The organism is Granulosicoccus sp. 3-233, assembly GCF_052681095.1.
Genome location: NZ_JBQYLE010000015.1, coordinates 1 through 15,303 on the forward strand (window position 1 = coordinate 1; position 15,303 = coordinate 15,303).

The 15,303-nt window shown below is 51.0% G+C and carries 13 protein-coding genes; 1 reads left to right on the plus strand and 12 read right to left on the minus strand.

What is annotated here, in order from left to right; all coding sequences use genetic code 11:
• Window positions 1–97 precede the first annotated feature (97 nt).
• Entirely contained in the window at window positions 98–937 is an 840-nt protein-coding gene (locus ACUNV4_RS26810) for a class II fructose-bisphosphate aldolase (RefSeq protein WP_430881737.1), read from the plus strand.
• A 506-nt stretch (window positions 938–1,443) separates the two neighbouring features.
• On the opposite strand, the gene ACUNV4_RS26815 is transcribed toward ACUNV4_RS26810, so the two are convergent.
• From ACUNV4_RS26815 to ACUNV4_RS26870, 12 genes are all read right to left on the minus strand, one after another.
• Window positions 1,444–3,207 carry an ATP-binding protein gene (locus ACUNV4_RS26815; RefSeq protein ID WP_430881738.1) on the minus strand — a complete coding sequence of 588 codons (1,764 nt, stop codon included), beginning with the start codon at window positions 3,205–3,207 and terminating at the stop codon, window positions 1,444–1,446.
• A gap of 257 nt (window positions 3,208–3,464) precedes the next feature.
• The gene (locus ACUNV4_RS26820) at window positions 3,465–5,228 is read right to left on the minus strand and encodes a hypothetical protein (RefSeq protein ID WP_430881739.1); all 1,764 of its coding nucleotides are present in this window, start codon (window positions 5,226–5,228) and stop codon (window positions 3,465–3,467) included.
• Between the two features lie 309 nt (window positions 5,229–5,537).
• Entirely contained in the window at window positions 5,538–7,211 is a 1,674-nt protein-coding gene (locus ACUNV4_RS26825; protein WP_430881740.1) for a DUF262 domain-containing protein, read from the minus strand.
• Window positions 7,212–8,009: 798 nt separating this feature from the next.
• Window positions 8,010–8,675: an RraA family protein gene (locus ACUNV4_RS26830; protein WP_430881741.1), complete on the minus strand. Its 666-nt coding sequence runs from the start codon at window positions 8,673–8,675 to the stop codon at window positions 8,010–8,012.
• Window positions 8,665–9,399, minus strand: coding sequence for a FadR/GntR family transcriptional regulator (locus ACUNV4_RS26835; RefSeq protein WP_430881742.1), 735 nt, complete (start codon window positions 9,397–9,399; stop codon window positions 8,665–8,667). The genes ACUNV4_RS26830 and ACUNV4_RS26835 overlap by 11 nt, the downstream gene beginning before the upstream one ends.
• A gap of 17 nt (window positions 9,400–9,416) precedes the next feature.
• Window positions 9,417–10,235: an SDR family oxidoreductase gene (locus tag ACUNV4_RS26840; RefSeq protein WP_430881743.1), complete on the minus strand. Its 819-nt coding sequence runs from the start codon at window positions 10,233–10,235 to the stop codon at window positions 9,417–9,419.
• A gap of 24 nt (window positions 10,236–10,259) precedes the next feature.
• The gene (locus ACUNV4_RS26845) at window positions 10,260–11,762 is read right to left on the minus strand and encodes a tripartite tricarboxylate transporter permease (RefSeq protein ID WP_430881744.1); all 1,503 of its coding nucleotides are present in this window, start codon (window positions 11,760–11,762) and stop codon (window positions 10,260–10,262) included.
• A 15-nt stretch (window positions 11,763–11,777) separates the two neighbouring features.
• Window positions 11,778–12,248, minus strand: coding sequence for a tripartite tricarboxylate transporter TctB family protein (locus ACUNV4_RS26850; RefSeq protein WP_430881745.1), 471 nt, complete (start codon window positions 12,246–12,248; stop codon window positions 11,778–11,780).
• A 24-nt stretch (window positions 12,249–12,272) separates the two neighbouring features.
• Window positions 12,273–12,488, minus strand: a complete 216-nt coding sequence (locus ACUNV4_RS26855; protein WP_430881746.1) for a hypothetical protein — start codon at window positions 12,486–12,488, stop codon at window positions 12,273–12,275.
• 39 nt (window positions 12,489–12,527) lie between these two features.
• Complete coding sequence (locus tag ACUNV4_RS26860; protein WP_430881747.1) at window positions 12,528–13,259, minus strand: Bug family tripartite tricarboxylate transporter substrate binding protein; 732 nt, start codon at window positions 13,257–13,259, stop codon at window positions 12,528–12,530.
• Window positions 13,260–13,483: 224 nt separating this feature from the next.
• Window positions 13,484–14,776: a TRAP transporter large permease gene (locus tag ACUNV4_RS26865; protein WP_430881748.1), complete on the minus strand. Its 1,293-nt coding sequence runs from the start codon at window positions 14,774–14,776 to the stop codon at window positions 13,484–13,486.
• The gene (locus ACUNV4_RS26870) at window positions 14,766–15,299 is read right to left on the minus strand and encodes a TRAP transporter small permease (RefSeq protein WP_430881749.1); all 534 of its coding nucleotides are present in this window, start codon (window positions 15,297–15,299) and stop codon (window positions 14,766–14,768) included. Before ACUNV4_RS26870 ends, ACUNV4_RS26865 begins: the two co-directional genes overlap by 11 nt.
• Window positions 15,300–15,303: the final 4 nt, after the last annotated feature.

Genomic DNA, 15,303 nt, shown 5'->3' on the forward strand with positions numbered 1-15,303 from the left:
TAGCGTGGCATTTCGTTGCTCCAACATCGCCCCCGGGTGATTCCGGGTTTGGGGAGCAACTATGCTGACGTAGGGGGTACGGAAGCGGTCTGACACCATGGCACTTGTGACACTGAACCAGGCCTTCGATCATCTGAATCGCAATGGCGGTGGCGCGCTGGCAGGGGTTGTCGTGCTGGGCTGGGAAGATGCCAAAGCCTATGTGATGGCCGCCGAGAAGGTCGGCTGCCCGATCATCCTGCAAGCAGGCCCCGGCTGCCGTCGCCATACGCCACTGACCGTGCTGGCCGAGATGTTTCGGGTATTGGCAGAACAGGCGACAGTGCCCGTGGTGGCGCATCTGGACCATGGCACGAGCCCAGAAGAATGTTTCGCGGGTATTGATGCCGGCTTTTCATCCGTCATGTACGACGGCTCGGCCTTGCCGCTGAGCGAGAACATTGCCAATACCAACAGAGTACTTGAACGCGCACGAGCGGCAGGCGTAAGCGTTGAAGCAGAACTCGGTATTGTCGGCTACGTGGGTGCCAAACAATCAGTGAGCACCGACCCGGCAGAGGTGAAGGCCTTCATAGATGCTGCCCCCGTGGATGCACTGGCCATCTCGGCAGGCAATACCCACCTGAGCCAGGATGACAGCGTACCCGTAGATGAGCAGGCCATTGCGGCCATACAGGCGGTTGTGCCAACACCGCTGGTGTTGCATGGGGGGAGTGGTATTCCTTTAACTCAGCGACGGCGGGTGGCGCTGACAACGAGTGTGATGAAATTCAACATCGGCACTGAGCTGCGGCAGGCGTTTGGCCGTAGTTTGCGCGAGCAGCTAGAGAGGTACCCGGATATGTTTGATCGAAATGAGATATTGGGTGGGGTGATTGAGCCGTTGGCGGGGAGTGCTGAAGGGGTTTTGCGGAATTTGGTGAGCTATGGTCAATAGTGGTGTGCAGCTAGATGAATCAAGCTGCGTTTTGACTGGATTCCTGTACTTCAACTCCTTCGAAAAGTTTTAGTGACCGAAATTTTAGTTGTGTAGTATAAGCGTCCGACCTGAGCCGAGTTGACCAAGGCAACAACGATTGATCAAGCGGGTGTCCCCTTACGTCAGCGAATTTGGATTCACTACTCGACTGTTCAGCATTGCTGGCACGACTACCTAGCACAGCGGATCCTCCGTCTTGAACTTGTGATAACCAATTGTACAGCGTCCCCTCGCTGATACCTTCGGCTTGGGTGACTTCGGGAACCGACTATTTGTTCGGGGGCAGCAATTTTTTTAGTACAGCGTTCTTACGTTCATGGGAGTAACGTGGCATTTCGTTGCTCCGACATCACCCCCGAGTGTTTCCGGGTTTAGAGTGCAACTATGCAGACGTAGTGGATTGTGCGCGTAGCGCGCGTTCCATTTTATTTCTAGTTGCCGGTTCAGCGTATTGTTATACGCCGTCATGCATGCGCACTTCCACCGAGCTCTTGAAGTAACCAATTCAATTGATTTCGAGATCGCGAAATTACTTCATTAAATATTATAATTGATGTATTTGGCTCAATATTCACTGATTCTGGGAGATCGTTTCCGCGTTTTCCACCAATCAATAATATTTCGATGTCTGTACCGATGTATTTCCTAAAATCGTTTCTATATTGAGTAGCCTGCTGATAATCTACATATTTCAACGCATGAGAAGGGCGTTTAAATTCTATGAGAAGATGGGTTCCACTATAGCCCGCACTTAACATTAAGTCAGGGCGTCTACTAGACCGGTCACCCGTATACTTCATATTTAGATATTCCTCGATCTGTCGCTTCAATGTAATATTGCTGCTGAACAGAAAGTACTCGTGTCCAAACACCCAGAGGTTTTTTTCAAGCGCCGAATGCACTGCATCCTCCTTGACGCTATTGTCTTTGCATAGTCGCTCAAGATGTTCTAGAAATTCTAGACGGCTCTTGACCTGTTCGCCAAGAATCGCTAACTCAGCTAGACCAAATTCACTCAAAACTGAAGCAACCTTGGCAATATCGCTATGCCCAGCTTCGTGGATGTAATCAAGAATGGCGCGATAGTCGGTGCGCTCTACTGCATCAAGCAAGACGCTCACAACAGGCTCGACCTTAGACTCAGGTTCGCCGTAGTATTTTCCTAATACAGCTGTAATTGATTTTTCAGCAAATTGACGTTTGTATTCTGGTAGTGCGGCAAGCCGCTCATTAATCTTCTTTTGTAATCTGGCTTGAGCCATGGCAATGTCTCGGCCATATGCTTCTCGAACTTTCTCTCTAATTATCGGTGCTACATAATCAAGTACACTCTTGTACAGTTCGCTATTTTCAACGAGGGCGCCCCAATCGGCTGTGACATGATCCTTGAGACCATCAACCTCCACTTCGCCGTAAATTTTTGCAAGCAACTTCTTAGGGAAGTCGTCTGCCTCATCAAGGCCAAAGAAGCCTGGCTTTCCAACGATCTTTCCCCCCACCCGAATAGATATCCCCGGCTGTTTTAGTTTGCCCTTTTGATTTGATACGGTAAAACGCAGATTCACATCTCCGACATCAGGTAAATTTTGGGCGTGTGATGTGTAGGTTCCAATTACATCATCAATATCTAATTCTTTGTCATTGACAAATATGTTGAAATCGTCTTCTCGGCCATATTCTTGAAGCAATATTTGCCGAAACTTCTCAGGCTGAGGAAACGCCATATGTTGATGTAGACTCGTAAGAGAAATACGCGTGCCGTGCTTTTCCGAAAGGCAGTCACTGATGTCCATTTCAATTGGTAGACGCTCGATACTGTCAATTGACTCGAGTGCGGATGTGCTGATAGAAAATTGACATTTTTTTCCTCTCGCCCATGTTTCAACCAACATAGAGTTAGCGGCCATTAATCCGGCGAACTTTCCAATTCCTTTTTTTCCTTTTACTTTTCGATGTTTTTTTTGCGTGAGATCTCCGCGCCTTTTCCGACGATCACTTGCGATATGAAGATATTCTCTTAGAATTTCTTCTTCAGTCATTCCAGAGCCGTTATCTTCCACCACGATTAATTCATCAGTCATTGCTTGAGGTAGAGTAACTATGACTTCTTCAGAATCTGCATCCCAAGCGTTGTCCACAAGCTCCTTAATAGCGCGCTCGCTTGATCGATAATTCTGGGAGAGGAGCTTCGCGAGCCTCGTGTCTACATTGAATGATATCTTTGTCATTTATTAATAATGTCAGAAGCTCTCTGAGGCGTATAACAGTAGCGTTAACGTGCATTTTACACAAGCCGATTAGAGCGGCAGTGTTGGGAGGTTTTGTAAAATGACAGGTTCAACGCTTTCTTCGGGTTGCGTTTCAAATTATATAAGCACCCACTCATATCCCAGACAATCTTGCTAATCCGGTTTAATTGATGAGCGGGTAGTTAACTATTCTTGTAGGCAGGAAGTTCTCTTGCTATTTACAGTTTCCTATTATATTACTCGGCGCAATATATAATAGGCCTTATGTTCATTTCTTTTGCCGCGTGCGCGAATGAGGATAATATCCATAACAATTGAATAACGTTTCCACGCACATTGCGACCGTTCTTTATTTTTTCAAACTCCATGGCCACTTGCGATTTTGATATAAATGAACAACTAAGAACACAACTTCTATTTAGCTTGTAGTCTTTAAGCAAGTTACTAGCATATGCCTCGAATCGATTAGCATTTCCTCTCCGAATTCGTGATATGTTAGTTTGTACCCCGCCTAAGCTATATTTGGATCGAAGCATTGCATTGACCTTCTTGTTTATAGAAGCAGCATCGAAGTACATGTTGCCGAGATTCTTGATTCCCTGACCTACAACATCATGCAAGTTGCTAGCGGATGTACTTGGATCTCCATGCTTTGAGTGGATGAAGCATATGTTTGAATTTTTCTTGCTAAAAGTTATATGATCCGCCCACTCGTCACCTAGATCGTCACAAAATATGTAATCATCGGAACGATGAATTGACTCAACCAGTTTGAACATTGAGCCTTTTCTGAAGTTAACTGAAATGGAAGTAGGCTTACCTTTCTCTGAACTAACACTTGAGATGCCATCTACAGGAGTTAGCATTTCGAGAATGCTATCTATCTCTGACACACCGGATGAATCTTCAAAACAAGACCCCATAAAATACATGTATTTTGGGTCATCAAAACTAATGCTATAAAAGCCATTCCTTACAATGAACTTCTGAAGAGTCACGAATTTACCATTTTCTTGAAGCTTAAGCTTTGAAAGCAACGGGGATTGAATGGTGAGTGTTTTCTTGTTCACACGTATCTTCGAGCGACCATCGCTATCCATCACGCTGTAGTCAGAATCAATTTCGTAGACCTTTTCAAGAGCATTCTCAATTTTTTTCACATCTCGATTTTTTACCCCAACTATTCGACCCGATTTTGTCTTGTATTTTATAAGCAGATTGTCTTTTTTAATCCGTTCAAATAGGGATGTGCACTCAATTAGTATGGCGTTGGGTGCTGTAACACCTAGAACCTCGTGGAGTTCAATCTTACTAGCGAAGGCATCGAGAAAGTTGGAAGTATTTGTAGACTCAATTTGCAAGATTTGTTCTTTCACCCAAGCCCCGATTTCTTCAAGTGGCGCCCTAACAGATGTCTCAACTACGCGGCCAGTGCCTGATATGGACTTTGTCACCGCACCTTGTCTCAATTTATAGTAATACGGAATCGAGCGGCCAGCTGAATGAGTAGAGAGAAGTCCTTTCAAGCTAGCTGCTTCATATGATCTTGACCTCATAGCACGGTCTGATACAGTCATATTTCGGAGCGCTAGTTTCTGAAACTCTACATTTTCATCTGCGAACATTGATGAGAATTCACCACTACCAATTAGCGTGAAGTGGTTTTCTAGAACCTCGAATACGCTTGAGCAGCTCTTTCGCAAAATCGCAATATAGTCTCCAATTTCAATGATCAGGATGAATGCATGTATAGTGTCTGAATAAATATCATCCAAGAAATAGACTGGTCGATACGAAGGATACGCTTTGATAGAATAAGTAAAATTCAAATCGAATTTTTCAACGTATATTTCTTCACGGAAATTATCTATTATGAGTTCGCCATCGGGGGCAATATTTTCTGTAGCAGCATCCAAAACGTCCTGAATAATTTCATTCGAGACGCGCTCGTCGATTCGAAAGAACTGAGCATTCTTTGTAAGTTTTAGTCTGTCGGGCACTCGTCTGCTCCGTGCAAGTAAGCGATATTAGAAATAATATGGCATAGCAGAAAACTATACATGTGAAGCGTGTCAACGTCTTGGTAATGATGACATTGTATTAGGAATCAGAGCTTGCTCCTAGAAGACCATGCTGGGTAATGTTCTTTGACCCAATGGAAAGTTTTTTAGAAACCTAACTCCGGCGACCACCTGAACTTGCCGTCGGAGCGTGTCCAGAGGAACTCATGATTGCGTTCCGGTGGTAAGCTTCAGGTTCAACGTTATTTGTGATTATCTCTTTATTATATGGTCGTGCACTTACATATATTATGGCTTCCAGTGTTTAACCGCCACTTGCGCCATTTCCTTCTGACGCGATTCTATTTTATCTTTAGTCCATTCAGGCGATGAAGACAATTGTTCCGTGAAATAAAATGAAGAATCTTTATAGGCACTCTTCTTTTTCGAAAAACTGGCATTGCCAATATCACTATTAGAACCAGACGACATTATAGCCATATTCCCCAAACGCTTGTGATAGGTCCTCCATTCCTCTTCGTCAAAATCCTTCCACCCATCAGCTGGAGACTGAGGTAACACATGCTCTAGGTTAACCTTAGTTGGATCAATATCTGGGATAATATCGTCCGCGAGATGTGATTTAGCTATTTCCAATTCTCTAAGAAAATATCTAGCCACTTTTGGTTTTGAAACTGTTGCGTATGCAAACGCTGCCTCAAAAGCGCTGTCGCTTGGAACGGTTTTCAGTTCTGAAATTACCTCCAATGACTTAGTTATCTTTCCTTCTGTAATCGCTTTTGCAGTTTCAGAGTACAGCCTCTCCAAAGTACCACCACCTACACCGCCCACAAGTTGATATCTAACCGCAACTGCAACAAGACTTTTGAATGCCATTGCCACCTGCTTTGACGTAAAACTATCAAGTATGGCTAACAAAAGTGGCCTTATTTGAGTCATTCCCAATAAATTGAATGTAGCAACTGACGCAGATGTCCCTGTGGGAAACGTATTCCAAAAATCGTGATCAGTATTAATCAGGGCTGAATATCCTCTAACACTATCAGCCAGCTCAGTTGAATAGTTTAAAGCTCCTCTTTTACTAGTAATTTTTTTCTTCAATAGAGAAAACAAGTCTTTCTCTCGTATCAATCCATACTTTGCCATAGAGAAATGACGTATATATGCAACAATTAAGGGATCGTCTGTCGCGCTCTCAAGAGTCGATACCATCGAAAGCCATCGATTTTTTGTTTCTTCTATTTTTTCGCTAGATTTGTGAAAAAGATAATTTTTCACTAGATCAGATATGGCCAGGTCTAGTCCTCTGTCATTAAGAGTCTCAAAAATTACGAACGCATTACTGTCGTCAGGCGCTATTACAACAATAATTTTTAACTGTTTTTCAATATAATCTAACCACGTATGAAGATCTTCTTCCGAATCTTTTGAGTTTAAGCATACTTTTTGTATATATGCGGAGCATTGCTTGGCCGCTGCAATTAGACGCTTGTGAGAAGGGCGCCGAACTCCTTTTTTATTGATAGTAGCGTCGTAGTCTTCAATCAGATCTTGATAGATTTCGTTGTCTACTTCGTTCAAAATTAACTTGGGTTCGCGCTCTTTAGTTCTGCGGTCGCTGCTTGCTAGAAAATCTGTGTTTAGGGATGCAACGACATCGTGATCTTTGTCTTGAAGGAATTTTTCTTTTATAGCAAGAATTATCAGGCTTACTGTGGTGAGCCTCTGTTGCCCATCGACGACCTCTAGCCTCTTACTATTCGCAGAGGTTACTACCATTGATCCAAGAAAGTATTCTTTTTCCTTGCTCGTGATGGCATCCGAAATGTCGGCAAGTAGCGCCTCGACATGTTCAGCTTCCCATGCATATCCTCGTTGATATGTTGGGACCTGGAATCGTCTGCTTTTAAGGACAGTACCGACGCCTTCCAGATGAATGGTAATCTGCTGAATCGGGCTCATTTATCAGTTCTCTATGAAATAAGGTAATTGGAAATAGAACTGTGATTATGTTTCTAAGGGATTTGCTAGAAAATCGACCAAGTATTATTCTGAATCAGGTATGCATTCGCTATTCTCTATCACTCGCATTGCTTTATCAGTGATTCCATAAAGTAGTGGCTATACGGAGTAGAGCGTATCAGAGTAACCCTGAGTCGGAAGTTAGGACAATCCAAGTTATTTAGCCTCAATGGGAGCGAGCATTCTAAGTGCGTGATGTTAAATATCGCACATTCCCACCCAAGTATCAAAATATCAATGGGGTGAATTTTACCGACTCGGGATTAGCTGGGATGCATGTAGGCAGATTGACAGAGACAAGGTCAAAGCTATGCTTTAAAAAACTCTACGTAGCGGCATGCCATTCTCAAGCACCTCGCAAGAACTCGTCTACACAGAATATCTTAACCACGCAACAGCATACTCAGCAGCGAAAACTCGATAATTCTAAATCAAGAATTCGTAGGTCAGCCTGTATTGATATCTTCAAGGCATTCTACGACGTTAGAAAAGCGCGGAGCCTAGCCAGATGGCGGCGTCGTACGCGGGTACCTACACGAGCCGGATGTTCTACACGACTGTAGGGGCAGCACAGCCTCCGTGATCAACACTCGCTGCGCAACTCGATAAACAAAATCACAACCTGTCATCATGACGTAAACCCGCTAGCTGGTATTAGGTATACCCACATTTCTACCATAAAATGCACTATATATGTGCACAACCCGGTCATCCCTGACCCAGGCCGGATGTTAACTGCTAAGCCACAGGCCAAACAGACTGCAACTTCTCCCCAGTCAACAGCCGCTCTCGCGCCTGATGCTCATTCTCGCCAAGACTGTCCGCCGCATCAGCCACAGCCTTGACATGATCCTTGGCTATAACAACCACACCATCGATGTCACCGAAGATAATATCGCCAGGGTTGACGGTCACCTTGCCTAACGTAAGCGGCACCTGAGAATACTTCGGCTCCTTCTTCCCAGTGACCCCAACCGGGCTAGGGTGCGTACCAAACAGCGGATATCCAAGGCTGCGCACCTGAGCCAAATCACGCACAGTGCTATTGACCACAGTAGCCTGCAGTCCTCGAACCTTGGCACCTGTGGACATCAGTTCACCACTGCAAGCTCCATCGGCACAGGACGCATCCACCACCATCACGCCACCTTCGGGCGCGTTGTCAATGGCATTGTGGTAAACATCCTGTGGCTCGCCCTTGCGATCGCTGCATTCAAACAGCACGGTGACGGCGGGGCCGCAGATGACGGCGCCGGCTTCAAGGTGTCCCTGTAGCGAGATGCCTTCCAGATAGCCCCACAGGCCAAGCGATTCCATGCTGTCGTGGATGTCGCCGGAGTACCACTTCTGCAGTCGCTTTATCGAGTCCCAGTCAGTGTCGGAGTAATCGAATTTATTTGTCATCGGTGTTGTCGGTGGTGTCAGATTTCTGAAGGGCGGCCAGCAGGTAGCCGCTGCTATTGTCAATATGAGCTTTCATCGTTCGTCGGGAGACAAGCTTGTCGCGGCTGACGATGGCGTCGAATATCTCGGTGTGTTCCCGGCAGGCCACGGTCAGGGTCTTCTTGGGTATCCGGCTGGATACCTTGATGACCTCTGTAATCAGGCCGTACAGATTGTTGTAGAGCAGGTAGAGAATGTCATTGCCGGTGGCCTTCACCAATTCCCGGTGGAATTCGGCATCGGCTGTCGTGAAGTCGGCAAAGCTCTTCTTCTTCGCGCAGTCATTCATGCGGGCCAGTGCATCCTCGATACCCTGCAGATCCCGCTCTTCCAGTGCGCACAGGGTGCTGGCGGCTTCCACTTCAATCATGCGTCGAACGTCCATCAGCTGAAAGAACGCATCCGGATCGCTCGACAGGTGCTGCCGTACAGTGGTGGACAGCGCCCCCAGGAAATTCTCCACATCGGAGCGAACCACCAGGGTCCGCTCTCCGTGCCGACGCTGCACCAGGCCCTTGATCTCGAGAATCTGGATGCCTTCTCTGACCGAGCGCGTGCTGATACCGTACTCGCGGGCAATCTCGCCTTCAGCCGGCAGTCGGTCACCGATATTGATTTCACCGGAGAGAATGCGCGACTCCAGATCTTCCGCCAGAGTGATGTGCAGTTTGGGCCGTGTTTGCATGATTGTTTCGGGTTTTCTCACCAGGCGGTAAAGCCGCCATCGACGACGACGTTGGAGCCTGTCATATAGGAGGAGGCATCCGACGCCAGAAACTGGACAACGCCATTGTATTCGTCCAGCTCGGCCTGTCTGGCCATGGGCACGCGTTCGAGGAAGGCATCAATGAATTCCTTGTCGAAACTGGCAGTCTTCACGCCACCAAAGGAGATGAGGTTGGTGCGCACCTTCTTCGGTGCCCAGTAGGTGGCCAGATACCGAGTCAGATTGATTAAAGCAGACTTTGACGCCGCATACGACACCGCCTTGATGAATGGCACACCATCGCGTTCTTCGCGGTAGGCATACAGGGCCTGGTTGGGCGATACCAGACCATAGATGGAGCCGATGTTGATGATGGAGCCTGCCTGCGCCTTGGCCATCTCGGTGCCCACCACCTGGCTGGTCAGCATGACGCCGGTGAGGTTGGTATCGATGATCTCGTCCCAGTACTTCTGTGGGTAGTCTTCAAACGGTGCATTCTGCTCGGCAGAGCCGTCGGGCTTGGAATCGATACCGGCATTGTTCACCAGTATCTGTGGCGCGCCCCAGTCGGACATCAGTTGTGCGGTGGCCGCCTGCAGTTGTCCTTTGTCGGTGACGCTGGCTTCATACACACGAATCCTGTCGCCGAGTCCCGGGAACTTCTCCTCTATCTGTTCCTGTGAGAAGGGGCGGCGGCTGTAGATGGCTACTCGGGCACCAGCTTCTGCCAGGGATTTGCTGAACTGTGTGCCAAGCTGCCCCAGCCCACCGGTGACCACAGCCGTCTTGCCTTCCACACTGAATACATTACTCATTGATTCTCTTCCTGTTGTCTCGATTCAAATAGGGTTGGGTGAGGAGGTGGATTGGCGCAGCTTTCGCACGATGGGCACCAGCAGCAGAATGATCACGACCGTGCCAATGCAGGCGGCGATGGGACGGTCGAAGAAGCCGGTGAGCTTCCCGTCGACAATCTGCATGGACATGATGAAATTTCTCTCCAGCACCGGGCCCAGCACAATGCCGAGGATGATCGGCGCAATGGGGAAGCCGTTCTCTTCCAGAATGTATCCAGCCAGGCCTGCGGCGAACATGATGCCGACACCGAACAGGGTGTTGTTGATGGCAAAGGAGCCGAGAATGCAGAAGATCAGCACCACCGGCACGATGTAGCAACGGCGGATGGACAAGACATGTCGTGCCCCCTTGATCGCGAGATAGCCAATGGGGAACAGCAGCAGATTGGCGATGAAGAAGGTGAAGATGATGGCCGTGGGCATGGCCGGGTTCTCGGTGAATAGCCGAGGCCCGGGGTTCAGCCCCTTCATGTAGAGCACACCAACGGCAATGGCCGTGATGGCGTCGCCCGGTATGCCGAAGACCATGGCCGGTATCCAGGCGCTGGAGAGGCCGGCATTGTTCGAGGAACTGGCTTCCACCAGGCCTTCTTCATGCCCGGTGCCGAACTTCTCCGGCGTCTTCGAAAACCGGCGGCTCATGCCATAGGCAATCCAGGCAGCGATATCACCACCGACACCCGGCAGGGCGCCGATGGACGTGCCAAGACTTGCGCCTCTCAGGTAGCTCCACTTGTACTTGCGTAGCAGGCCGCCCATGCCATGAAAGGGCCGAAAGGCCGAGGTCTCTGGTGCAGGCGGATAGGCAGCAGTGGATGAAAACCCGCGCAGTATCTCGGCAAAGGCAAACATGCCGATCATCACCGGAATGAAGCTGATGCCGCCATAGAGTTCCACTACACCATAAGTGAAGCGCGGCTGGCCGCTGGTAATGTCGAGGCCGACGGTGGAAACCAGTATGCCCAGCACCAGAGACACATAGCCTTTGACGGGGCCGGAAGAACTCACCAGGGCGGACGTCATCAGCCCGAGCATGGCCAGCCAGAAGAATTCGAAGCTGGAAAAATTCAGCGCCACCTTGGCGAGCAAGGGGCCTGTAATGAGCAGGAATATCGCGCCGAATATGCCGCCCAGTGCCGAGAACATGATGCTGATGTTCAGCGCCACTTCGGCCTTGCCTTTCAGGGTCAGGGCGTAGGATTCATCCACGTAGGCGGCGGAGGCGGGGGTGCCGGGAATACGCAGCAAGGTGCCCGGAATATCACCGGCGGTGATGGCCATGGCGGTGGTGGATACGATCAGTGCAATGGCTGGCACCGGAGCCAGAAAGAAGGTCACGGGCACCAGCAAGGCGGTCGCCATGGTGGCGGTGAGGCCGGGAATGGCGCCGACCATGAAGCCGTAAACTGCGCCTGCCACAATCGCGGCGAGGACAGGCCAGTCCAGGACGATGCTGGCGGCGGCAATGTAGGTGTTCAGGTCCATGGGATCAGTGCGGGTTCACCACGGAAGTGGTAATGAGCCCCTGGGCAGGGGCACGTAGAACACTTGGGTGAACAGGTAGTAGGCCGCACCGAGCGTGACGGTGCTGATGATCAGGGTAGTCAGGAGCCTGCCGCCCATGATCAGCATCAGGCCCATCATGAACACAGCGCCGTACAGCAGAAAGCCGATGGCAGGCATCAAGTAGAAACCGGCCGCGACACCGGCGAAGGTCCACAGGGCGGCGATGCGCAGGCTGCCCTTGTTACTCCAGGCGCGCCAGTCAATCAGTGGCTGTTTGCACTGCGCTCGGTGCGCCTTCCAGAAGATGTGGGCACCGAGATACAGCAGGGCGACACCACCCATGGTGGGCAGCAGCCCCGGGCCATAGGTGGTGCCGGGGACGCTGGATAGCTCCCCGGCCTGCCAGATGATCAGCGCTGCAAACAGGCAGAGCAGAATGCCCTGCACACGTTCGTTGATAACCATGGTGTTGTGTCGCTGGCCTGGCTATCAGTTGGTTTTGGCAAGGCCGACGGACTTCATGGCACTCACCAGGCCGTCGCGTGAATTCATGACGGTCTCGGTGAAGCCTGCAGAATCCTGATAGGCAATGGAGAAGCCGCGTGACTGCATGAACTCGATGAACTTGGCATCTTCGGTGATGGCCTTGAGCTCGGATTCCAGTTTGGCGCTGACCTCTTCAGGCAAACCGGCGGGGCCTGCCATGCCTCTGAACGGCAGTGGTGACCAGTTGATGTCAAAGGTCTAGGTGGTAGTCGGCAGATCCGGGTAGGCCGCACTGCGTTCGTTGGATAGCAGGGCCAGTGATTTGGCTTCGCCGGCTTCCACCAGAGAGCGGGCTTCGGAGGGGGAGGTGGAGACCACTTGAATGGCATCGGCGGCGAGTTGCTGCATGGCCGGAGCGGAACCATCGGAGGCTACCCAGGGGCTGGCTTCCGGGTCGATGTCCAGTGAGTTCAATAATCCTGCCCAGGCCAGGTGGGACAGTCCGCCACGGTTGGCGCCCGATGCCTTGATGCTGCCGGGATCCGCCTTGACGGCTTCCACCAGTTCTTCCACCGTGTCGTAAGGCGCGTCGGCGCGCACGTTCACGCCAATGGCATCGGCGTTGAAGCGGCCAATGAGAGTGAAGTTCTCGGGGGTGGCGCCGGGAATGCCCTGGGCGTCGTACATGGTGGTTTCAATGGTGATGACGCCGAGCGTGTAGCCATCCGGTGCGGCATTGGCGATGGTGATGTGTCCGACAAGGCCACCGCCACCGGTTCGGTTGACCACATTGAAGGGCTGGCCCAGACGCTCTTCCAGCTGTTGTGCAACGGCTCTGGCCGTGGCATCGGTACCACCGCCGGCAGACCAGGGCACGATGATGGTGACGGGGCGTTCCGGCCAGTCCGCCATGGCCATGCTGCTGTTGAGTCCGCCGCTCAGGGCGAGCACCAGGGATGCCGTAATGCCGGCAAGCTTTCGCAATTTCATTGACTGTCTCCTCGTTGCACTGGCCCAGGTGAATCGTGGTGATGGTGAGTGACCGTGCGCAATCATGATGTCCTGACATATGTCATAAGTCAAGAGGAGAAAAGAATGAGAAGAGTCAGCGGCAGCAGATGCTTGCCTCTGACATTGGGTGAGGAGGTGATTCAGCACACGGGCCAGCTGCAGCGCTCAGCAGACTCGACCTTCCTTCCCAGCAAAAAAGAGACTCAGCGCAACAGCGCAGGCAGCGTAAGTGAAAATGCCGGAATGTAGGTCACCAGCAACAACACGATAACCATCGCGGCATAGAATGGCAGCAGGCTCCGAACGGTTTTCTCCAGGCTGATTCTGCCAATGCCGGCGCCAACCAACAGGGACGTACCGACGGGTGGTGTGCAGAGCCCGATGCCGAGGTTCAGGATCATGATGATGCCAAAGTGGATGGGGTCAACACCGACCTGTATGACAATAGGAAGCAATATCGGGGTCAGAAGCAAGATCAGGATGCCCATGTCCATTAGCATGCCGAGTATCAGCAGCAATACGTTGACGGCGAGCAACACGAAGATTCGGTCGTCAGACACGGCAAAAATGGCCTGTGTCAGGAAATCCGGCACTCGAAGGTAGGAGAGTAGAAAGCCGAACACCGAAGAGGTCATGATGATGGCTGTGACCATGGCCAGGGTGGTGAGTGTGGTCGAGAAGATGCGCCCAACCGCTTTGAGGGTCAGGCTGCGATACCAGAACAGGGTGACCAGCAAGGCATAGACGACAGCGACGGCAGCGGATTCCGTTGCGGTGAATACGCCAGTCAGAATGCCACCGATGATGATCACGATGGTGAATAGTCCAATGGCGGCGTCAGCGATGACAGCAAGCGCTTCACGTCGCGTATAGTTGCCACCCAGGGGGTGCCCGTGTTTGCGCGCCATCACGTAGCAGATGATCATCAGTGACAGGCCCAGCAGCAGCCCGGGTACATAGCCTGCCAGGAAGAGGGTAGAGATGGGCAAGCCGCCGGCAGCCAGAGAGTAGAAGATCATGTTCTGGCTTGGCGGAATCAACACGCCCTGGACTGACGAGGTGACGGTGACCGAGACCGAATAGCCGGCAGGGTAGCCACTGCGTTTCATGGCAGGGATGAGGAAGGATCCCACAGAGGCAACATCCGCCACAGAGGAGCCGGAGATACCGCCGAACAGTGTGCTGGCAACAACGTTGCCTTGAGCCAGGCCGCCACGCATTCGCCCGACCAGAACATCGGCAAGGCGTACCAGCCGATCCGAGATGCCACCTTCCGTCATGATGTTGCCAACCAGAATGAAGAACGGCACGGCCAGAAAGGTAAAGGAATTGAGCCCGTTGACCATGCGTTGCGCAATCATCAGCATCGGCAGGTTCAGGTAGTGCGCGGTCGCCAGTGAGGAAAGGCCCAGGGCAAAAGCCACGGGTACTCGAAGCAGCATGAGTGCAACGAACAGCCCCAGCAGGAGCGATATGCCAAGTGTGTCAATTGGCATTGGATGCTTCCGTCGAGTCCAGAGGTTCAGGGCGAATATCGCCCAGGAGCAGATTGGCTGCTGCGTTCAGGGTGCCCAGAGTGCCTCCGACGATGGTCGGAAAGTACAACAGGGATTTGGGCAGCGATGAAGCTGGCAGTGCCTGAATGCCCACCAGCTTGATCAGGTCGCTGGCATGAAGCATGACCGTGAACATGAAATACCCCATCGCCAGTTGCGCAAGGATGTCCAGAGCGGTGGCCAGTGGCCCGGGTAGCAAATCGCGAAAGAAGGTAATGGCCACGTGCTCATGTCGGCGGATGCCGATAGCCACGGCAAGCAGGCCAAACCAGATCAGGCAAAGCAGCGCGACTTCCTCAGACCAGCTGGTTGGCGAGTTGAGGACAAAACGAAGGAAAACCTGGGCCACCGTGATCGTCGTGATGATCACAAGCAGCCCATGGCAGACCAGGGCGGCGACGGCGTTGAGCCGGTCGATCCAGAGGCGCAAAATGCTGCGCCAGCTCGCCACCTTCTCATTCATCGTG

Coding starts and splice junctions, on each gene's coding strand:
- ACUNV4_RS26810 (WP_430881737.1), top strand. CDS start 98: ATGGCACTTGTGACACTGAACCAGGCCTTCGATCATCTGAATCGCAAT.
- ACUNV4_RS26815 (WP_430881738.1), bottom strand. CDS start 3,207: ATGACAAAGATATCATTCAATGTAGACACGAGGCTCGCGAAGCTCCTC.
- ACUNV4_RS26825 (WP_430881740.1), bottom strand. CDS start 7,211: ATGAGCCCGATTCAGCAGATTACCATTCATCTGGAAGGCGTCGGTACT.
- ACUNV4_RS26830 (WP_430881741.1), bottom strand. CDS start 8,675: ATGACAAATAAATTCGATTACTCCGACACTGACTGGGACTCGATAAAG.
- ACUNV4_RS26835 (WP_430881742.1), bottom strand. CDS start 9,399: ATGCAAACACGGCCCAAACTGCACATCACTCTGGCGGAAGATCTGGAG.
- ACUNV4_RS26840 (WP_430881743.1), bottom strand. CDS start 10,235: ATGAGTAATGTATTCAGTGTGGAAGGCAAGACGGCTGTGGTCACCGGT.
- ACUNV4_RS26845 (WP_430881744.1), bottom strand. CDS start 11,762: ATGGACCTGAACACCTACATTGCCGCCGCCAGCATCGTCCTGGACTGG.
- ACUNV4_RS26850 (WP_430881745.1), bottom strand. CDS start 12,248: ATGGTTATCAACGAACGTGTGCAGGGCATTCTGCTCTGCCTGTTTGCA.
- ACUNV4_RS26855 (WP_430881746.1), bottom strand. CDS start 12,488: ATGGCAGGCCCCGCCGGTTTGCCTGAAGAGGTCAGCGCCAAACTGGAA.
- ACUNV4_RS26860 (WP_430881747.1), bottom strand. CDS start 13,259: ATGAAATTGCGAAAGCTTGCCGGCATTACGGCATCCCTGGTGCTCGCC.
- ACUNV4_RS26865 (WP_430881748.1), bottom strand. CDS start 14,776: ATGCCAATTGACACACTTGGCATATCGCTCCTGCTGGGGCTGTTCGTT.
- ACUNV4_RS26870 (WP_430881749.1), bottom strand. CDS start 15,299: ATGAATGAGAAGGTGGCGAGCTGGCGCAGCATTTTGCGCCTCTGGATC.